The organism is Aliikangiella maris, assembly GCF_040719265.1.
Lineage (GTDB): Bacteria > Pseudomonadota > Gammaproteobacteria > Enterobacterales > Kangiellaceae > Aliikangiella > Aliikangiella maris.
In genome coordinates this window covers 115,856-136,941 of the sequence record NZ_JBFDAH010000006.1, presented here as the reverse complement: position 1 = coordinate 136,941, position 21,086 = coordinate 115,856, and the positions used below count along the sequence as shown (strand labels likewise).

Genomic DNA, 21,086 nt, shown 5'->3' with positions numbered 1-21,086 from the left:
TATCTACTGCAAATACTGGCTGAATGGAATATTTTAGCTTATCTCGAAGCGGATTAATATGGATTAATCGGGGATAGTTCAAGTTGCCTGTTCATATTAAAAAGTGATGAGAGCAATTGACTAAATCGTCAGCTTAAAATAACGGTTTGAAAAAATTGGTAAATATATGAATATTCAGTTTTTTATTTAACACTTATATCATTCAAAGGTACAATGGTTTGCAGTGCTTGAATCAATAAAGAATATTAATGACAAGATATTTGCCTGTTTTTGCCTTGCTGATAATACTTTTGCTGTTATCGGCTTGTGTAACTCGTCAGCCAACTTCTCCGCTACTTGATCATCAAAAAAAAGTTTTGCCGCCAAAAGCTGACGTTTCCACTTTGATTAGTCCCGCATTATTGCAAGAAGATATCACGTTGCTACAAAAGAAAATTCTCCAGATTCATCCGCAACCATTTATTCAAGTAACTGAATCTGCTTTTAGTGCTCAATTTGCCGCATTAAAGCAAGCGATAAACTATCCACTATCGAAAATGGAATTTTACTTGCAAGTCGCTCCAGTCGTTGCTCAATTAGGTGATATTCACAGCTATATTCAATTACCTTCAAAAACCAATGAAATAAATTCAAATTCGCAACACGGTATTTTTCCACTGGCAATTTTAGTTGAGCAAAATCAGGTATTTGTGGCGGCAGATTTGTCCGATACTCCTTTAATTCCAGCAGGTGCGGAGATTATATCGATTAATCAGGCTCCAATTGGCTATTTACTAAAAACGATGCGACGGTTAACTGCGCGCGAAACGGAAGCCGGTCAAAATCGCCGGATACAACTGGATTTTCCCTGGTTGTTAGCAGCAATGGGACATCTTTCGAGTGAATATTCGATTGGTTATCGCTGGCAACAAAAAATGTATCAGCAATCACTGAAAGCCATCGTTATTGCGGCTAAAAAAGAGCCTGTGGTTACTGCGATAGAATCCTATTATGGATACTCTCAACTGACAGATTCTACAGCACTTTTATGGTTAAATGATTTTAATGAAAATCCAGAAAAGTTTGATGATTATTTGACACAGCAATTTGCGTTGATGCAACAAGATCAGGTGGATAATCTCATTATCGATGTCAGATATAATCAGGGGGGATTGTCGGAAAACTTAAAAAGTTTGCTGAGTCGCATGACGGATAGGCCAATTCGCTGGGCAAACCAGGGCGTATTGAAATTAAGTAAAGAGCTTAAAAAGCATTATGTTAGAAAAACCAAGGCCAGGCGTGAAGATAAATACGGCTGGGGATTACAATGGTTACCGCTGGAATGGACGGATTATCTGCAACATGCAATCTATTGGGGGGAGAGGGGCGAATTAATACCTTTGTCGCTGGAGCAAGTGAATCCTGCTGAAAACTATCGTCCGTCTAATATTTGGGTACTAACCAATGGTTTTTGCTATTCGGCTTGTAGTCTTTTTGTTGTGAATGTTAACCATCATCAGCTGGCTAAAACTGTGGGAGAAGAAACCGGTAGCAGAGCAAATTATCAGTTCGCCTATCCGATTGAAATGACTTTGCCTCACTCAGGACTTTCACTGGTGTTGCCTGCTATGCGTCTTGAGTTTAATGCGGTAAACAATGAAAGTGCCAATCGTCCACAGCTTGTCATTCAACGTACCGTAGAGCAAATCACTCAACGGATTGATCCGGTGCTTAATCATGCCTTACGCGAGGCCGAAGGCGTTATTTTGTCTGAATCAGGCAAAACTTCCAAATAGCGTCTAAACTCTAAAATAGCCGAGTTATTTTTGAAAATTTTGGATTTTCTCTAGTAATTTGAGTTGAGTTTTAATGATTGGTATTAATTGCCGTAGGTACGGCTAACGGAGAGAGTTTTATGGCTAAGTGGGTAACTGAAAGGCTGGAGGAATTGCTTCATCGAATTAATGAAGTGCCTTATACCGACGATAGAGATCGCTTGCAGTTGACAATTTTAATGAACGGTTTTGCACAATTGAACAACGAAGCAATGAATCATGCGGCAGTGAAAACAAAAAGTCAGATGCGAGGGTGGAGCCTGGATGATGCGGTAGAAGCAAAATCCGAAAAAAATAAAAAGCAAAAAACGGATGAAACAGCTGATGAATTGACACGATTGAGGCCAATCCGTTAATAGTGACAGGTTATAGCTAGCAACATTATTTATATAAGCCTGTCCGTTGCTAATAAACTGCTGAAATGCTGCCGTATAACACTCTGAAATATAAGGTTATTTATTCTTAAACAAGATATTTCTCTCTCTTTTGAGCACATATTGTTCATTCGTTCATTAATACACAAAAAAGCGGGTTATTTACAGCTTAAAATCTCGCTTTATCTCTGGTGTTTACCTTTTGACCAATGTTATAATCCGCGCCCTTTACGAATACCTAATCCTGATTTTCGCTGTTAATCAGCGAAAATGCTGGGCAGACATTAACGAATCGATTTTAATCAAAAATATGACCAAAAAGCTTTATATCAAAACCTGGGGTTGCCAGATGAATGAATATGATTCATCTCGTATGGCCGATCTGTTAAAAAAGACACATGGTATGGATTTAACGCAAGAGCCTGAAGATGCCGATCTTTTAGTGCTAAATACATGCTCAATCAGGGAAAAAGCACAGGAAAAGGTTTTTTCTCAACTCGGTCAATGGAAAAATTTTAAGCAAAATAAACCGGACCTGCTAATCGCAGTTGGTGGATGTGTTGCCAGTCAGGAAGGGGATGCAATACGCAAAAGAGCGCCATTTGTTGATATGGTATTTGGCCCGCAAACACTTCATCGTTTACCGAATATGGTTAATGCTGTCACTCAAAATCAATCACCAGTAATTGATGTTTCTTTTCCTGAAATCGAAAAGTTTGATGTATTACCTGAACAGCAAGTCGAAGGGGTTACGGCTTTTGTCTCAATTATGGAAGGTTGCAGCAAATATTGTTCATTTTGTGTTGTACCTTACACACGTGGTGAAGAAGTCAGTCGACCGTTTGATGATGTTATTGCCGATGTTGTTGATTTGGCTGAGAAAGGTGTGCGTGAAGTGAATTTACTCGGCCAGAATGTTAATGCCTATCGAGGCAAAACACATGATGGTGGTGAGGCTGATTTAGCTGCTTTAATTGAGTTGATTGCTGCGATTGATGGCATTGATCGCATTCGTTACACGACTTCGCATCCAGTTGAATTTTCACAGCGTCTGATTGATGTGTATGCCAAAGTTCCTGAACTGGTTAGTCATTTACATCTACCTGTACAAAGTGGCTCTGATCGCATTTTAAATGCGATGAAACGAGGACATACCGCACTGGAGTACAAATCTAAAATTCGCAAGTTAAGAAAAATTAGACCTGATATTTATTTATCGTCTGACTTTATTGTTGGCTTTCCAGGTGAAACCGAGCAGGACTTTGAAGATACAATGGATTTAATTGCTGCGATTGATTATGATTTGAGCTTTAGTTTTATTTATAGCCCAAGACCAGGAACGCCTGCGGCTGAAATTCATGATAGTACTCCTCTGGAAATTAAAAAAGAACGCTTGGCTTTATTACAGCAGCGACTGAATCAACAAGCGCAGGCTCACGCAAGAAGAATGCTCAACACAACACAACGAATTTTGGTTGAAGGACCGTCAAAAAAAGATCCAATGAAACTGGCTGGTCGAACTGAAAATAATCGTATTGTAAATTTTGATGGGCAACCCTCAATGATTGGCCAATTTGTTGATGTGGTAATAACTGAAGTTTTACCTAATTCATTACGTGGTCAAGTCGTTAGCAGTTAGTGAATTGTTGTTGCCTGTTTTAATAGGGTTTTAGAAGTTGATTTTGCAGTAACCGTTTTAAATTGGAAAAGCTTTATTATGGCAACAATTGAATTTGTAATTGATCCTTTCGAAAATGAATACTTGGCTGTTTTAGGTGGGCATCTGGATGAAAACTACCGTTTGCTAGAAAGGCGATTTGGTGTAGAGCTGAATAACCGGGCAAATGTTTTTAAAGTCATTGGTGATGCGCTTCACTTGCCGGTTGTCGAATCGGTGGTACGTGAGTTGTATCAACATGTTCAGGCTCATCGTCAGCTTTCTGCCGAAGATTTGCACGTAATCGTACAATCATTTAGTCAAGATCTAACACAGACTATCGATAAAAATCATACCGATCTGGTTATCAATACAAAGCGAGGACAAATTCGTCCTCGTGGGCAAAATCAACGCATTTATATTGAGAATATGCTCTCCAGTGATGTCACTTTCGGTATAGGTCCGGCAGGAACAGGTAAAACTTATTTAGCTGTAGCGGCAGCGGTTGACGCACTTGAACGTCAAGAAGTTAGACGAATTTTATTAACTCGACCGGCGGTTGAGGCTGGTGAGAAGCTTGGCTTTTTACCTGGTGATTTAAACCAAAAAGTCGACCCTTATTTGCGTCCTTTATATGATGCGCTGTATGAGATGCTTGGGTTTGAAAGGGTTGCCAAATTGATTGAGCGAAATATTATTGAAATCGCACCGCTGGCTTACATGCGTGGGCGAACATTAAATGAAGCATTTATTATTATGGATGAAAGTCAAAATACGACTATTGAACAAATGAAAATGTTTTTAACTCGAATTGGATTTAATTCTCGTGCAGTGATTACTGGCGATATTACTCAAGTTGATTTGCCTCGTGGAAAAATGTCTGGTTTGAGACAGGCTATTGATATTTTAGATAATGTTAAAGGTATTAAGTTTTCTTTCTTTCAAGCGGGTGATGTAGTGCGACATCCTGTTGTGCAACGTATTGTTCAAGCCTATGAATTGGCTGATAGCAAAAGCCGTTTTGAACAATCTGTCAATAAACCTGTCGATAACTCGATAATTGCTACTGAATAGCTAGATTAACGACTATATTTTGCAAAATAAAATAGCCATGATCATTGATGTTGAAATTCAAAATACGCTGCAATCAACGCAGATTCCTGCTCGCAATTTGATTGAAAACTGGATAAAAACTGCGTTAACAATGGCAGAATATTCTCAGCCGCAAGTGGAGTTAACCGTTAGAGTTGTTAACAAACAGGAAAGTCAGTCGCTTAACTTTCAATATCGAAATAAAAATAATCCTACCAACATTCTTTCATTTCCTTTTGAAGCACCGCCGCAAATTCCCTGTAACTTGCTGGGAGATTTAGTCATTTGTTTAGATGTTGTGATGGCCGAAGCAGAAGAACAAAAAAAACTTCCAGAAAATCATTGGGCACATTTAATTATTCATGGCACTTTACATTTATTGGGTTACGATCATATTGATTCTGAAGAAGCTGAAGTGATGGAAGCAATTGAAATTGCTGCGCTAAAATCGCTAGGTATTGCCAATCCTTACTAATAATTTTAAGCCTGCTTTTACGCTTTTTTACAACGATAATTTTCTAACTGTGATGCTGCAATGCCGCATCATTGCTCTTTTATGCGGATAGTAAGTACTTGTTCTTTATTTTAATTCGAGATATGTTGCCAAATTCATAAAGAATGAACAGGTAGACTGTTTACAAATTTTCTTGATCTGTTTATAACATGTAACGCTTATTTTGAGGTAGACCGTAAGTAAGTGATATAACAAAAATTGTAAAGTAAATACAGGATAAGAAAATATGGCTAACAACTTTAAAAAGTGTAGTTTATTCCTAGCAATGGGAATGGCTCTCAGTTCACCTACGCTGTATGCAGCTGAAGAGCAACGAAGCGATAGTGACGAAGAAGCAACCAAAATGGTAATCGTCGGATCCAGAGCTGCACCTCGCTCTATTTCTGATTCACCTGTACCGGTTGATGTAATATCTGCGGAAGAGATAACTGCCAGTGGTACAAGTGATATGACTTCGTTATTGGCAAGTGTGGCACCTTCATTTACGGTTAATGAGCAACCAATCAGTGATGCTGCAACCATGGTTCGTCCTGCCAACCTGCGTGGACTATCTCCTGATAGCACCTTAATTCTGGTGAATGGAAAAAGACGTCATCGTTCGGCAGTAATTACCTTTATCGGTGGTGGTATTGCTGATGGTTCTCAAGGTCCTGACATATCTGCAATTCCATCAACCGCACTTAAACAAGTTGAAGTTTTACGTGACGGTGCTTCCGCACAGTATGGTTCTGATGCAATTGCCGGGGTCATTAACTTTGTTTTAAAAGACAACGCAGATGGTGGCGAGTTTACTGTTAAGTCAGGTGAGTTTTCAGAAGGTGATGGCAAAGCGTTATTATTCTCAGGTAATGTGGGTATGCCATTTACCGAAAGAGGTTTCGCAAATTTCAGCTTTGAATATAACGATCGTGAGGCAACTTCACGTAGTGTTCAACGTGATGATGCGGCTGGTTTGATTACGGCAGGAAATCTGGCAGTGCAAAATCCTGCACAGATCTGGGGGATGCCAGAAGTAAAAGATGATTATAAATTATTTGTTAATATTGGCCTTGATTTAGGCAATAATAAAGAAGCTTATCTTTGGGGTAACTACTCTCAGCGTGAAGTTGATGGCGGCTTCTACTATCGTAATCCACAAACTCGAAGTGGCGTCTTTCAAGGACCTCGTCTAGTTAATGGCGTCTGGATTTCTCGTCCTGGCGATGATGACCCAACAAGACAAGCATTATGGGACGATGCAACACCGAGTATTTTAACCGGTGATTTGACGCCGGGCGCGACTGATAATTCGAATTGTCCGCGCGTAATGGTTGTTGATGGGCTGGTTGATGAAGCGGCTCTGGCTTCGCTGGCAGGCGCAAATTGTTTTGCCTTTAACTCGCTATTCCCTGGCGGCTTTACACCTCGATTTGGTGGACAAGTTGTCGATACGTCGATAACAATGGGAACCAAAGGCGAATATAGTGGTGGTATGAATTACGATATCAGCATGAGCCTTGGCCGAAGCGCTGTCGATTTTGCGATTCGTAATACCATCAACCCTTCTCTTGGGCCAGATACGCCAACTGATTTCTACCCAGGTAGTTATGTTCAGTTAGAAAAAGCGTTGAACTATGATGTTTCTAAAGAGTTTGAAACTAGTTCATTGGCCGGAATGACATTTTCTGCCGGATTTGAATGGCGTGAAGATTCTTTTGAAGTTAAACCCGGTGAGCAGGCTTCTTTTGAAGTTGGTCCTTTAGCGGCTCAAGGTTTTGGTATTGGTTCAAATGGTTTCCCTGGCTTCCAACCTCGAGCTGCGGGCGTATTTACCCGTCGTAATATCGGTTTTTATGCCGACTTAGAAACTTACTTCACTGATGAATTTATGATGGAATTTGCGGTTCGTTATGAAGATTTTTCTGACTTCGGTTCAACATTCGACGGTAAAATTTCAGGCCATTTCCAGGCAACTGAAACGTTTGCTATTCGTGGTTCGGCTAGTACTGGCTTCCGTGCTCCGACTGTTGGTCAGTCAAACGTGATTAACGTGACAACGGCTTTTGGTGCGAATGGTCTTGAAGATCAGGCAACCTTACCACCGACCAATCCAATTGCAATTCAAAAAGGTGGTGAGCCGTTAACGCCCGAAGAGTCAACTGCGTTTACATTGGGTGCGGTATTTGATTTGGACGATCTGTTTATTACGCTAGACTACTTCAATATTGAAGTTGAAGATCGTATCAGTCAAACATCACCATTGGATTTAACACAAACGGACATCGATGCGTTGTTGGCGTTAGGAGTTAATGATGCAACCAGCTTTACTAGTGTTCGATATTTTACCAATGACTTTGATACCACAACAGAAGGTTTTGATTTAGTGGTGAGTTATTCTGCTGATATGTGGGGTGGAAAAACTGACTTCAATCTTGCATTAAATCACACTGAAACCACTGTTGACCGCTTTAGTCCAGATATTATCAGCAATGTAAAGGTTGAATTACTCGAGCGTGGTGTACCTGAAGATCGCGCAACACTGACGATGAATCACTCACAAGATAGCTGGAACTTACTGACTCGTATCAGTTATTACGGCGAATATTATGAGGATCATTTGGAAAGTGAAGCGTTTCCTATTTACCCAGGTACTGAAGTTTCAGTAGATATGGAATTGGGTTATAAAGTTACTGACGATCTGAAGTTCTCAATTGGTGCAAATAACCTGTTTGATGAAACACCCGACTCATTAGAAGATGTTTACATTGATGGTGATGTCAGCAAGGGCTCATATGCTGGTGTCGCTGGTGCTCAATATGCACTTAAATCACCATTGGGCTTTAATGGTCGATTTGTTTATTTGAAAGCAAATTATACTTTCTAATCATTAGTTAACCTTAGTTTAATGACCTTGTCATGATTGATTCATGACTTGGTCATTTATGATAAAAATTGGCACTGATTGTGCTAATTTTTATCGCAAGTGTTAATTTTGTATTGCGAAATCTGCCCCCTTTGTTAGACTAAAAGGGTTTACTGCGACAAGAGCAAAGTTGAATGAGTTCCGATAAACCTCCCTCGAGAAATTGGTTCGATAAAATTACCCAGATTTTCCAAGATACGCCTCAAGATAGAGAGCAACTGGTTGAAGTTCTCAAGACCGCCGAAGAAAACACCCTGATAAATCCCGAGCTGTTATCGATGATGGTAGGCGTGATGCATATTTCGGAATTACAAGCTCGAGATATCATGATTCCCAGACCTGAAATGGTGGTGATTGATGATGAAATGGCTTACTCAGAAATATTGCAAAGTGTTGTCAATTCACGCCATTCTCGTTTTCCTGTTATTGGTGATAATCGTGACGATATTGAAGGTATTATACTGGCAAAAGATTTATTAAGGTTTGTTGCCGAAAGAGATGCCGATCCTGACTGTAAGTTCACCTTGAAAGACTATTTAAGACCCGCTGTCATTATTCCTGAAAGTAAACGTCTCGATACGCTATTAAAAGAATTTCGAGCTAATCGCAACCATATGGCAATTGTTGTTGATGAATATGGTGGTGTTGCGGGGTTGGTGACTATTGAAGATGTGCTTGAGCAAATTGTCGGCGAAATCGAAGATGAATATGATATTGATGATGATGACGACAATATTCATCAAATTGCTGATAACAGCTTCAATGTTAAGGCGCGCACCGAGATTGAAGAATTTAACGATTACTTCAAGTCTTCTCTGAGTAATGATGAGTACGATACGATTGGTGGAATTTTGATGCAAGCATTTGGTCATATGCCAGCGCGCGGTGAGTCTGCGATTATCAGTGATCTGAAATTTGAAGTTGTCTCAGCCGATACCCGTCGCATTAAACTCCTGCGCGTAAAAAAAGTGAAAAAGCTGGTTGAGTAACTTTATCAGCTTTTAACCTACAATTTATGATATTTCGTGGCATAATAAGCACTCCTGCAACATAAAATCATAAAAGGAACCGTAAGCTTTGGTTCTGGCTACTGCTAATCGTGCACTTGCTCGTGTACACAACCATTCTTGGTCTGCCCGTATTGCCATGTTTTTAAGCGGGGCAATTTATCCGTTGGGTTTTGCGCCTTTTGAATTTTGGCCGATAGCAATTGTTGCTGTTTTATGTCTGATTTTGGCACTGTTACGCATTACTATCCTTAGCGCATTTCAATTGGCGTACTGCTGGGGGTTAGGGGCTTTTTCGATTGGCGCGAGCTGGGTATATGTGAGCATCCATGAGTTTGGTTTTGTACCTGTTATTGGTGCTGCGGCATTAACTGTTATTTTTGTTGCATTTTTGGCACTATTTAAAGGTTTTTTTGGATACTTATTTTTTCGTTTGAATTGGTTAACCCGCGGTAAAGTGTTAATTGTTGTTTTACCATTATGTTGGTTAGTCAGTGAAGCGCTTCAGTCGGTCGTGTTTAACGGTTTTCCCTGGTTGTTACTTGGCTATAGCCAGATTGATTCACCATTTGGCGGTGTGGCCACCTGGTTAGGTGTTTATGGGATTAGCTGGGTATTAATTTTGTTGCTATCGGCACTAGCCATGTGGATTATTTCGCAGCGCAGGCAACATTTAGTTTTAATCGCCAGTGTGATTTGTATGTTGGTGCTGATTAATGTACATAATCATTTGGGGTTAAATAATGGCACAGCGTTATCTGCCAATTCAAAAACGGTAAAAGTGGCATTGGTACAGCCAAATATTGCACAAGATAAGAAATGGGATCGGAAATATTTTGCACAAATTATTGATGTTTTGTTTCATGAAACCAGCACTTTATGGGGCGCAGATTTTATTGTCTGGCCAGAAGGCGCAATACCAGCCTATAAGCATCAGGTTGATGATATTTTATTTGAACTGACTCGTCTGGCAAAAGAAAACCAGTCTAATTTGATTTTAGGTGTTCCTGAATATCAAGCCGAAACTCAGCAAAGCTACGTGGCGCTAGTTGGTATTGGTGAAACTGAACAAAGTTATCACAAGCAAGTGCTCGTGCCATTTGGCGAATATGTGCCGCTCGAAAAATGGTTACGTGGATTGATCAAGTTTTTTGATTTACCCATGTCAGGATTTACACCTGCAACGCATGCTCAACAGCCAATGCAATATTCTTCGGCAACCATCATACCTGCGATTTGTTATGAAATAGCGTATCCTAAAATTATTCGTGATCTGTCTGTTAAGGCTGACCCAAATAAGCCCCAAATAATTTTAACCGTCAGTAATGATGCTTGGTTTGGTGATTCATTTGGGCCTTATCAGCATATGCAAATGGCGCGTATGCGATCTTTAGAACTTGGACTGCCTTTAATTCGTTCAACTAATGATGGGATAACAGCAGTTGTTGATATTTATGGCAAAGTCAAAAAACTTTTACCACGTTACCAACAAGATAGTTTGCAGTATGATCTGGTACTACAAAATCGCATGACCGTGTATCGTTATGTGGGGTGGTCTGGGTTATTAATTATAATATTAGTCAGTTTATCAATAATTGCTTGGACTGTTCTCAATAAGAAATAAATATCAAGATAACTTTGCGGTGCAATATGCATCACTTGATTGGGGTTAACTTTATCGCCTATATTGAATTAAAGCCCGATTGAACTCGCTATTTTTTGAATCTTAGCCTATATAAAATAAGAGAAGAAAGCTTATTTAAATCAATATCTTCTGATAACACTATCAATCAATGAGATTAACGAGTTCGGGATCTGTACTCTTGTTGATATAAATCAGTGCAGGTGCTTGCTATTTTGATCAAAGTCTTTTAAAAAGGGCGGCAAAGCGCATACATCTATCTGGGGTTCGACATGTTAGAAAATTATTTACCTATTTTGGTATTTATCGCTATCGGTCTGGGACTTGGTGCCTTTCTTGAGCTTGCTGGTTATTTCGCTGCACCAAGAAAAGAAGTTGAAGATAAACTGCTGCCATTTGAATGTGGCTTTGATGCATTTGAAGACGCCCGTCATAAATTCGATGTTCGTTTTTATCTGGTTGCTATTCTATTTATAATATTTGATCTTGAAGTCGCGTTTCTTTTTCCTTGGGCGGTTGTATTTCAGGAACTCGACTGGTTTGCAATTGGTGCAATGGGCGTCTTTTTAGGACTACTGGTTGTCGGATTCATTTATGAATGGAAAAAAGGAGCATTGGAATGGGAGTAGAACAAAATCTGCCCGCTGTTGAAGGCTCTGGTGTGCAACAAGCAGGTAAAGGTTATCTGGTTACCGGCATTGATACGCTAGTCAATTGGGCGCGAACTGGTTCAATGTGGCCGATGACATTTGGGCTTGCCTGTTGTGCTGTTGAAATGATGCAAGCAGGTGCGTCTCGCTATGATTTTGACCGCTTTGGTGTTGTTTTTAGACCCAGTCCACGACAGTCTGATGTGATGATTGTTGCGGGCACACTGACCAATAAAATGGCACCCGCACTCCGCCGGGTATATGACCAGATGCCAGAACCTAAATGGGTTATTTCTATGGGCTCTTGTGCTAATGGTGGCGGTTATTACCACTATTCTTATTCCGTTGTCAGAGGCTGCGATCGTATCGTCCCAGTTGATATATATGTACCGGGTTGTCCTCCTACAGCAGAAGCGTTAATGTACGGCGTTATTCAATTACAAAAGAAAATAAAACGAACCAATACAATTGCTCGACAAGTCTAGAGTAGACATTATGGGAATTGACAAATTACAACAAGCTTTATCCGATATACTTGGTGAACAGATTCTTTCTTTAACCGAACATGTTGGCGAATTAACGCTGGAAATTGCAAAAGAAAGCTTATTAGAAATTGCCAAGCTACTTAGAGATAAAGATGAATTTCAGTTTGAACAGTTAAGCGACCTGTGTGCGGTTGATTACTTAACTTATGGGCAAGATGAATGGTCAACCAGAATGGCCTCTTCCAGTGGGTTTGGTCGGGGACGAAAAAGTCGAAAAAAAACCAATCAATGGGAAAAACCGCGATTTGCAGTGGTTTACCATTTGCTTTCAATTACCTTAAACCAGCGGTTGCGTGTGAAAGTTTTCGTAGAAGAAGACAGTTTAATGATTCCGAGTGTTATTCAAATTTGGAATTGTGCAGACTGGTTTGAACGAGAAGCATTTGATTTATTTGGTTTGTTATTTGAGGGGCATCCTGATCTTAGAAGAATACTCACTGATTATGGTTTTATTGGTCATCCATTTCGAAAGGATTTTCCGGTCGTGGGTAATCTTGAAATGCGCTACGATGAAGAAAAAAAGCAATGTATTTACGAGCCCGTATCAATAGAAGAGCGAATATTGGTACCTAAAGTTATTCGTCAAAGTTAATAGGACTGCAAGTTAATCACTCAATGGACGACTGACTTTTATCTTGAGGTATTGAAGCTGCATTGTGTTTTCGTGGCGCATTGGGTGTTGTAATTTTGATTAGCAATAGTAAAAATAAGCTGAAAAAATTTCAAACCTGTTTGGCTTCACCTGTGACAGATAGTTAAATTTACAATAACCAATAGATGAAAACAGACTTTAAAAACTGATGTAAAAAAACTGATTTTAAAAGCAGATATAAAAAATAGACTCAAATTAAACTTATAAGTTAAACAGAAATGATGCTCCAGTCTATTGGTGCGATCGTAGTAGCAAAAGAAGTTTCTGTTTCAGCTAATCAGGTAGTCAATAAAATATGGCAGATATTGAACATTACACGCTTAATTTCGGTCCACAACATCCTGCCGCTCATGGCGTCCTGAGGATGATTTTAGAGATGGACGGCGAAACGATTGAGCGAGCCGATCCTCATATAGGTCTGCTCCATCGAGCTACAGAAAAACTAGCCGAAATCAAACCTTATAATCAAAGTATTGGTTACATGGATCGACTCGATTATGTATCAATGATGTGTAATGAACACGCTTATGTTTTAGCGATTGAAAAACTGCTAGGTATCACACCGCCAATTCGTGCGCAATATATTCGCTGTATGTTTGCTGAGGTAACTCGCATATTAAATCATTTAATGTGGCTCGGTGCTCATGGACTCGATGTCGGTGCCATGACTATGTTTTTATATTGTTTTCGAGATCGTGAACCGTTAATGGATGCCTACGAGGCGGTGTCGGGCACGAGAATGCATGCGACTTATTTTCGACCTGGTGGCGTCTATCGCGACTTACCTGATGAAATGCCAAAATATGAAAAATCCCCTTGGCGAAATGAAAAAAAACTGGCCGAACTAAATGCAAACCGGCAAGGATCCTTACTCGACTTTTTGTGGGATTTTACCCAGACTTTTGATGCCAGTGTCGATGAGTATGAGTCTTTATTAACTGAAAATAGAATCTGGAAGCAGCGGCTGGTAGGAATTGGCGTCGTATCGCCCGAACGTGCTTTTCAGTTGGGATTTTCTGGACCTATGCTACGCGGATCGGGAATTGCCTGGGATTTACGAAAAATGCAGCCGTATGATGTGTATGCTGAATTGGATTTTGACATTCCTGTTGGACGAAATGGCGACAGTTATGATCGATATCTGGTTCGTGTTGAAGAGATGCGCCAGTCAAATAAAATTATTCGACAATGTATCCAGTGGCTTAAACAAAATCCGGGGCCAGTGATTATTGATAATCACAAAATAGTGCCACCAAAACGTGCAGTGATGAAAAATGATATGGAAGCCATGATTCATCATTTTAAATTATTTTCTGAAGGTTATTGTGTACCTAAAGGTGAAGCTTACGCTGCTGTTGAGCATCCAAAAGGGGAGTTTGGTATTTATCTGGTTTCAGATGGTGCCAACAAACCTTATCGCTTAAAAATCAGAGCGCCAGGATTTGCTCATTTAGCTGCAATGGATGAAGTCAGTAAAGGACATATGCTCGCTGATGTTGTTGCCATTATTGGCACAATGGATATTGTGTTTGGAGAGATAGATCGCTGATGACCGATTTAACTTACGATAACAAATTACATTTAAAAAATATCGTTCCACCTGAAGCAATCGCAGAAGTTGATCACTGGATAAGTAAATATCCAGCGGAACGAAAACGTCCACCTATTATGGCTGCACTTAAAGTTGTGCAACAACATAACGGTAATTATTTGACTGATGAAATGATGCAGGCTGTTGCAGAATATTTAGATGTACCACATATTGCCGTGTACGAAGTTGCTACTTTTTATACCTTGTTTCATTTAAACAAAGTTGGCAAGCATGTGATATCCGTATGTAATAATATTTCTTGTACTCTGCGAGGAGCCAATCAGATTTTGCAGCATTTACAAAATCGGTTAAATATTAAAGTGGGTGAAACAACAGAAGATGGTTTATACACCATTCAAACTGTTGAGTGCATGGCGGCATGTGGTGGCGCGCCAATGCTAGAAGTTAATAAAGTTTACTATGAAAATTTAACTGAAGAAAAAGTTGATCAGATTCTTTCAGAAATAGCGCAAATAGAGCTAAATCAATCCACTGAAGACAAAGGAGAATCAAACTCTCCTGACTCAAAGGAGTAGCCTGTGGCAAATGAAGTCTGCTTTCGAACTTTACATCTCGATACTCCTTGGTCACTGGAATCTTATGAAAGTGTTGGTGGTTATACGGTACTTAAAAAAATTATTGCCGGTGAACTTTCTTACGATACGATTATTGATGAATTAAAACTATCTGCTTTGCGTGGGCGAGGTGGTGCAGGATTTCCTACAGGTTTGAAATGGAGTTTTATGCCGCGCAATATGCCAGGACAAAAATATGTGGTATGCAATTCTGATGAAGGTGAGCCGGGAACATTTAAAGATAGAGATATCTTACGTTACAATCCTCATCAACTTATTGAAGGGATGATAATTGCCGGTTATGTGATGAATGCCACGGTAGGATACAACTATATGCGTGGTGAGTTTTATGAACCTTTTAGCCGAATGGAAGCTGCTATTGCCGAGGCGAAAGCAAAAAATTATTTGGGCGATAATATTTTAGGCTCCGATTTTTGTTTTGAGTTGTACAATCATTTAGGAGCAGGTGCGTATATTTGTGGCGAAGAAACTGCATTGATTGAATCGATTGAAGGTAAAAAAGGACAGCCTAGGTTTAAACCTCCATTTCCGGCAAATTATGGTTTGTTTGGTCGGCCGACTAATGTGAATAACACCGAAAGCTATGCGTCAGTTCCCGCAATTTTGCAACATGGTGGTCAATGGTTTCTTGAATTGGGTAAACCCAATAATGGCGGAACTAAAATTTTTTCAGTTTCGGGGCATGTGAATAATCCTGGCAATTTTGAAATTAATTTGGGTACGCCGTTTAAAGCCTTGCTTGAATTAGCTGGCGGTGTATTGGGCGGAAAACAGTTAAAAGCCGTCATTCCTGGCGGTTCTTCTTCGCCCATTTTACCGGCTGATGCGATGTTGGATTTAACCATGGATTACGACGCAATTGGTAAAGCCGGATCCATGCTCGGTTCAGGGGCGGTCATGGTGCTTGATGAGACAACCTGTATCGTAGAAATTGCTGCGATTACTGCGCATTTTTATTATGAAGAATCTTGTGGTCAATGTTCGCCTTGTAGGGAGGGTACGGGCTGGATGTCTCGAGTGATTGATCGAATATTAAATGGGGAAGGTCGCGCAGAAGATTTGGATAATCTGGATCGTATCGCGGGAAATATTATGGGACGAACCATTTGTGCACTCGGAGATGCGGCAGCAATGCCTGTGCAAGGTTTTCTCAAACATTTTCGCCATGAATTTGAATATATGATTGAGCACAAGCGAAGTCTGGTCAAAGGGTAGAATTATCATGGGCAAAGTGAAAATAGAAATTGACGGACAAATACTCGAAGCAGAAGTTGGTTCGATGATTATCGAAGCGGCAGACGCTGTCGATGTTTATATCCCTCGATTTTGTTACCATAAAAAATTATCAGTGGCGGCCAATTGCCGCATGTGTATGGTCGAAGTGGCTAACCTGCCAAAGGCTGTGCCTGCCTGTGCAACGCCGGTTGCCGAAGGTATGGTCATAAAGACTCAGTCTAACAAAGCAATCGATGCTCAAAAAGCCGTGATGGAGTTTTTGTTAATTAATCACCCGTTAGATTGTCCCGTGTGTGATCAGGGGGGGGAGTGTGAACTACAAGATTTGGCCATGGAATTTGGTGAAGATGTGAGCCGTTTTACAGAAGGAAAGCGTGCGGTTGAGGATAAAGATCTCGGCCCATTAATCGCAACCGATATGACTCGTTGTATTCACTGTACCCGCTGCGTTCGTTTTGGCCAGGAAATTGTTGGCATTAGAGAAATTGGTGCTACAGGGCGGGGTGAGCATATGGAGATTGGTACTTATATTGAAGCATCAATGGAGTCTGAAGTGTCAGCCAATATCATAGACTTGTGTCCTGTTGGTGCATTAACGGCTAAGCCCTCACGATTTAAAGCTCGCCCTTGGGAGCTAACCGAAGCTGATTCAATTGCCGCGCATGATTGCCTTGGCTCTAATGTTCATATACATCATCGACGCGGAGAGATTATTCGCGTCGTCCCGAAAGAAAATGAGTCAATTAATGAAGTCTGGTTATCAGATCGTGATCGTTTTTCTTATCAGGCATTGACCGAAGGAGAGCGTCTATTAAAGCCTCGTATAAAACAAAATGGTCGCTGGCAAGATACCGATTGGCAAACGGCTCTTAACACTGTCGTTACACAAATGAAGCGCATAATTGGCGGTTCTAATGGGCAATCATTTGGCCTGTTAACGGGTAGCAATGTAACGACTGAAGAGGCATATTTAGCTCAAAAATTAATGCGTGGTGCAGGTTGTCATAATATTGATTTTAGAACACGGCGGCGTGACTTCAGTGGTGATGACAGAGGAAGTGTTCGCTCCGGATTAAATTTTCCAATGGCGAATCTTGATACTATGGATGCTACGCTATTAGTTGCAGCCGATTTACGACATGAACAACCATTAACAACATTGCGCGTTAGAAAGTCTACCGGATTTGGAAAAGTCATGGCGATTAATCCTTTTGATGGTGAGTATAATTTTCGACTTCATCAAGAAATTCAGCCCGCTGCCAATCGGTTAGCCCACGAGTTTGCTTGTGTTGTTGCAATTGCTGATAAATTAAAGCCAGATATTTTAAATGCGGAAACCAAAGAATGGTTGTCTGTTTTTTCTCCTTCGGAAACCCACGAAGCAATAGCAAGATGTCTATTTGATGCGCAAGCTGCATGTATTTTAATGGGCAATTTTGTGCAAGAGCATCCGCAAGCTGAAACGATTAACTGGTTAGCTGAACTATTAGCTACGGTTACTCAGTCAGATTGGGGCTATATGACTCAAGGTTGTAATGCTGCTGGAAATAAAATTGCTGGTGCTGTGCCATGTCAATCTGCTGTTGGTGGAAAGTCAGAGCGTGGTAAAAATGCGCGGCAAATGTTAACTGAAGGCTTAAAGGGATATATGTTGATCAACTGTGAACCCGATGTAGAAAGTTTATGGCCGCAAGAATCACTTAACCATTTAAATCAAGCTGACTGTGTGATTGTCCTGACGCCTTTTGCCGATGGCCGAGTACCAGAGTATGCCGATATTATGTTACCCATTGCGGGCTGTTATGAAACATCTGGTACCTATGTCAATGTTGAAGGAATATGGCAAACATTTGCGGCGGCAGTCAATGCCCCTGGAGAAGCCAGACCTGCATGGAAGGTATTACGCGTACTAGCCAATTTACTTGACCTGCCAGGGTTTGAGTATGAATCTTCAAAGCAAGTGATTGAAGAGTTAAGAGAAAAATTTGATGCGGTCGGCGAGGCAAAAGTGTCTCGAAAGATTCCTGCGCCTTTACAAAATCTGGAAGAACATGAAGTCGCTAGACAATCTCTGGGGCTTTATATGGTTGACTCAATGGTCAGGCGAGCAAAAGCCTTGCAGCGAACGCCTAAGGCATCGACCCATCCTATTAGTATTTCGCCGGTAAAAACATGAGTGAGGCAGGGTTAATGGGAATTGATATTTTAGGTTGGATTGAAAATCTAGCCTGGATAGTTATGAAAATTGTCGCAATTATTCTACCTTTAATTTTAGCGGTGGCGTATACCACTTATGCTGAACGAAAGTTAATCGGCTATATGCAACTGCGCCTCGGACCTAACCGCGTTGGACCTAAAGGTTGGTTGCAACCAATTGCCGATACCGTCAAATTGATTATGAAAGAAATCATAATTCCGCGTGGTTCCAGCAAGACACTTTTTATTATTGCGCCAGTACTATTTATTGGACCTTCTTTTGCTGCCTGGGCTGTGATTCCATTTGATGCGGGTATCGTTTTGGCCGATATTAATGCAGGGTTATTGTATATTTTGGCAATGACATCCATCGGCGTTTATGGCGTTATTATTGCTGGTTGGGCTTCGAATTCTAAATATGCTTTTTTAGGGGCGATGCGTTCAGCAGCGCAAATTGTTTCTTATGAGCTTGCAATGGGATTTGCGTTAGTCGGTGTATTAATGTGCGCACAGAGTATGAATATTGGTGAAATAGTGCTTGCTCAATCCGGTGGTATTGGACAATGGTTTTGGATTCCGCTTTTCCCGCTGTTAGTGGTTTACTGGATTTCGGGTGTTGCAGAGACTAATCGGGCTCCCTTTGATATGGCCGAAGGTGAATCTGAAATTGTGGCTGGTTTTCACGTTGAATATGGCGGCATGGCGTTTTCTCTGTTCTTTTTGGCTGAGTATGCCAATATGATTTTAATTTCATTTTTAACGGCATTAATGTTTTTTGGTGGCTGGCTATCTCCTTTTGAAGGGTATGGATTTTTAGACACAATAACTGCGTGGATACCCGGAACCATTTGGCTGTTGATAAAGTCAGCATTTTTTCTGTTTGGACTAATATGGATCCGTGCAACATTTCCGCGATTTCGCTATGACCAGATAATGCGTCTGGGTTGGAAAATATTTATACCGGTAACGCTGGTCTGGTTACCGGTAGTGGCTATCTGGATTAAATCTAATGTCTGGCCATTTAACTAATTAAAAACGAATGAGTGCTTTATATGAAAAACGCTAAACAGTTTTTTAATAGTTTTTTATTAATTGAGTTACTGAAAGGGTTAAAAGTAACTTGGGGAAATATGTTTCGAAAAAAAATAACGATTCAATACCCCGAAGAAAAAACGCCTCAGTCACCGCGATTTCGCGGATTGCATGCCCTTCGCTCTTATCCTAATGGAGAAGAGCGTTGTATTGGCTGTAAGCTGTGTGAAGCCGTTTGTCCTGCTGCCGCAATTACTATTGAAACAGCAGAGCGAGAAAGTGATGGTACACGACGTACCACCAAATATGAAATTGATTTGTTCAAGTGTATATTTTGTGGCTTTTGTGAAGAGTCTTGTCCGGTGGATTCCATTGTTGAGACTCGAGTATTTGATTATCATTTTGAAAATCAAGGTGAAAACATACTGACTAAAGAGAAATTACTTGAGTTGGGACATAAACACGAACAACAGATTGCTGCTGATAGAGAGGCTGATGCAAAGTATCGCTAAAAGTGGTGGTTAATACAAAAAGATTAGAGCGGCGTGTTAAAAATAAGTCGATAACGTTTCGATGATTGCTTTTTTAAAAAGAAAAATTAAATATTAAAAAATGAGTAGAGACTAGCGAATGAGTTTTCAAGTTTTGGTTTATTACAGTTTTGCCGCTTTGTTGATTTTTTCAGCATTGATGGTGGTAAGTAGTAAACATTCAGTCAAAGCTGCCCTATTTTTAGTGCTGTGTTTTGCATCGGCTTCAGCCATCTGGTTGATGATGGAAGCTGAATTTTTAGCAATCAGTTTGATTGTTGTCTATGTTGGTGCCGTTATGGTCTTGTTATTGTTTGTGGTGATGATGCTCGATGTGGATTATGCCGCACTCAGACAAGGCTTTGTTAAAAAGCTGCCAATAGCGCTGTTAATAGCACTTGGCTTCTTTGCTATCTTATATGGTTTTATTTCCAGTGGTGTTTTTTCGGTTGATAAATTTTCAAACCCGGTTGCTAAACCTGATGACTATTCAAATATCAAAGCATTAGGGCGAATACTCTATACTGAGTATGTTATCGCTTTTGAAATTGCTGCGGTTATTTTGCTGGTGGCAATTATTTCGGCGATTGCACTGACATTTAGGGGGCGACGAAATCGCAAAACACAAAATATCAATAAGCAATTAATGGCCAACAAAAATAACCGATTACGTATTGTTGAAGTGAAAGCCGTTAAACCTCAGCCTGCTCAACCGCCTCAGGAAAATATAGCGCAGGAGAAAGCTAAATGATTGGATTATCTGACTACTTGATGTTAAGCGCCGTACTCTTTGCCATTAGTGTTGCGGGTATAATTATTAATCGTAAAAACGTCATAACATTACTGATGTGCATTGAGCTAATGTTGCTCTCTGTCAATACTAACTTTATTGCTTTTTCTTATTTTCTAGATGATACCGCTGGGCAGATTTTTGTCTTTTTTATTTTAACTGTTGCCGCAGCAGAAGCCGCAATTGGATTAGCCATCATAGTGGTGCTTTTTAGAAATCGTGCAACTATAGATGTTGAACAGCTCAATCAATTAAAGGGGTAATTG

General features: G+C 40.3%; 19 protein-coding genes. All 19 read left to right on the top strand.

Going from position 1 to position 21,086, the window contains the following annotated elements:
- The first annotated feature begins 248 nt into the window (after window positions 1–248).
- The gene (locus ABVT42_RS07285) at window positions 249–1,775 is read left to right on the top strand and encodes a S41 family peptidase (RefSeq protein WP_353874080.1); all 1,527 of its coding nucleotides are present in this window, start codon (window positions 249–251) and stop codon (window positions 1,773–1,775) included.
- Window positions 1,776–1,894: 119 nt separating this feature from the next.
- Complete coding sequence (locus tag ABVT42_RS07280; protein ID WP_353874081.1) at window positions 1,895–2,170, top strand: hypothetical protein; 276 nt, start codon at window positions 1,895–1,897, stop codon at window positions 2,168–2,170.
- Between the two features lie 328 nt (window positions 2,171–2,498).
- The gene (miaB, locus tag ABVT42_RS07275) at window positions 2,499–3,827 is read left to right on the top strand and encodes a tRNA (N6-isopentenyl adenosine(37)-C2)-methylthiotransferase MiaB (RefSeq protein ID WP_353874199.1); all 1,329 of its coding nucleotides are present in this window, start codon (window positions 2,499–2,501) and stop codon (window positions 3,825–3,827) included.
- Between the two features lie 78 nt (window positions 3,828–3,905).
- Window positions 3,906–4,919: a PhoH family protein gene (locus ABVT42_RS07270; protein ID WP_353874082.1), complete on the top strand. Its 1,014-nt coding sequence runs from the start codon at window positions 3,906–3,908 to the stop codon at window positions 4,917–4,919.
- A gap of 19 nt (window positions 4,920–4,938) precedes the next feature.
- A complete protein-coding gene (gene ybeY, locus ABVT42_RS07265) occupies window positions 4,939–5,412 on the top strand; it encodes an rRNA maturation RNase YbeY (protein ID WP_353874083.1) in 474 nt (157 codons plus the stop codon).
- A gap of 265 nt (window positions 5,413–5,677) precedes the next feature.
- Window positions 5,678–8,314: a TonB-dependent receptor plug domain-containing protein gene (locus ABVT42_RS07260; protein WP_353874084.1), complete on the top strand. Its 2,637-nt coding sequence runs from the start codon at window positions 5,678–5,680 to the stop codon at window positions 8,312–8,314.
- A gap of 173 nt (window positions 8,315–8,487) precedes the next feature.
- Entirely contained in the window at window positions 8,488–9,342 is an 855-nt protein-coding gene (locus ABVT42_RS07255; protein ID WP_353874085.1) for an HlyC/CorC family transporter, read from the top strand.
- Window positions 9,343–9,430: 88 nt separating this feature from the next.
- Window positions 9,431–10,984, top strand: a complete 1,554-nt coding sequence (gene lnt / locus ABVT42_RS07250; RefSeq protein WP_353874086.1) for an apolipoprotein N-acyltransferase — start codon at window positions 9,431–9,433, stop codon at window positions 10,982–10,984.
- A 290-nt stretch (window positions 10,985–11,274) separates the two neighbouring features.
- A complete protein-coding gene (gene ndhC / locus ABVT42_RS07245) occupies window positions 11,275–11,631 on the top strand; it encodes an NADH-quinone oxidoreductase subunit A (protein WP_353874087.1) in 357 nt (118 codons plus the stop codon).
- Window positions 11,622–12,137, top strand: coding sequence for a NuoB/complex I 20 kDa subunit family protein (locus ABVT42_RS07240; protein WP_353874088.1), 516 nt, complete (start codon window positions 11,622–11,624; stop codon window positions 12,135–12,137). Before ndhC ends, ABVT42_RS07240 begins: the two co-directional genes overlap by 10 nt.
- Window positions 12,138–12,147: 10 nt before the next feature.
- A complete protein-coding gene (locus tag ABVT42_RS07235; RefSeq protein ID WP_353874089.1) occupies window positions 12,148–12,789 on the top strand; it encodes an NADH-quinone oxidoreductase subunit C in 642 nt (213 codons plus the stop codon).
- Window positions 12,790–13,144: 355 nt separating this feature from the next.
- Window positions 13,145–14,398 carry an NADH-quinone oxidoreductase subunit D gene (locus ABVT42_RS07230; RefSeq protein WP_353874090.1) on the top strand — a complete coding sequence of 418 codons (1,254 nt, stop codon included), beginning with the start codon at window positions 13,145–13,147 and terminating at the stop codon, window positions 14,396–14,398.
- Window positions 14,398–14,976 carry an NADH-quinone oxidoreductase subunit NuoE family protein gene (locus ABVT42_RS07225; RefSeq protein ID WP_353874091.1) on the top strand — a complete coding sequence of 193 codons (579 nt, stop codon included), beginning with the start codon at window positions 14,398–14,400 and terminating at the stop codon, window positions 14,974–14,976. Before ABVT42_RS07230 ends, ABVT42_RS07225 begins: the two co-directional genes overlap by 1 nt.
- A 3-nt stretch (window positions 14,977–14,979) precedes the next feature.
- A complete protein-coding gene (gene nuoF, locus ABVT42_RS07220; protein WP_353874092.1) occupies window positions 14,980–16,251 on the top strand; it encodes an NADH-quinone oxidoreductase subunit NuoF in 1,272 nt (423 codons plus the stop codon).
- Window positions 16,252–16,258: 7 nt separating this feature from the next.
- Window positions 16,259–18,448, top strand: a complete 2,190-nt coding sequence (gene nuoG, locus ABVT42_RS07215) for an NADH-quinone oxidoreductase subunit NuoG (protein ID WP_353874093.1) — start codon at window positions 16,259–16,261, stop codon at window positions 18,446–18,448.
- A complete protein-coding gene (gene nuoH, locus ABVT42_RS07210; RefSeq protein WP_353874094.1) occupies window positions 18,445–19,497 on the top strand; it encodes an NADH-quinone oxidoreductase subunit NuoH in 1,053 nt (350 codons plus the stop codon). The genes nuoG and nuoH overlap by 4 nt, the downstream gene beginning before the upstream one ends.
- Before the next feature lie 23 nt (window positions 19,498–19,520).
- Window positions 19,521–20,012 (top strand): NADH-quinone oxidoreductase subunit NuoI, encoded by a 492-nt coding sequence (nuoI, locus tag ABVT42_RS07205; protein ID WP_353874095.1) that lies wholly within the window; start codon window positions 19,521–19,523, stop codon window positions 20,010–20,012.
- A 118-nt stretch (window positions 20,013–20,130) separates the two neighbouring features.
- Window positions 20,131–20,781: an NADH-quinone oxidoreductase subunit J gene (locus ABVT42_RS07200; RefSeq protein WP_353874096.1), complete on the top strand. Its 651-nt coding sequence runs from the start codon at window positions 20,131–20,133 to the stop codon at window positions 20,779–20,781.
- Complete coding sequence (gene nuoK / locus ABVT42_RS07195) at window positions 20,778–21,083, top strand: NADH-quinone oxidoreductase subunit NuoK (protein ID WP_353874097.1); 306 nt, start codon at window positions 20,778–20,780, stop codon at window positions 21,081–21,083. Before ABVT42_RS07200 ends, nuoK begins: the two co-directional genes overlap by 4 nt.
- The last annotated feature ends 3 nt before the right edge of the window (window positions 21,084–21,086 follow it).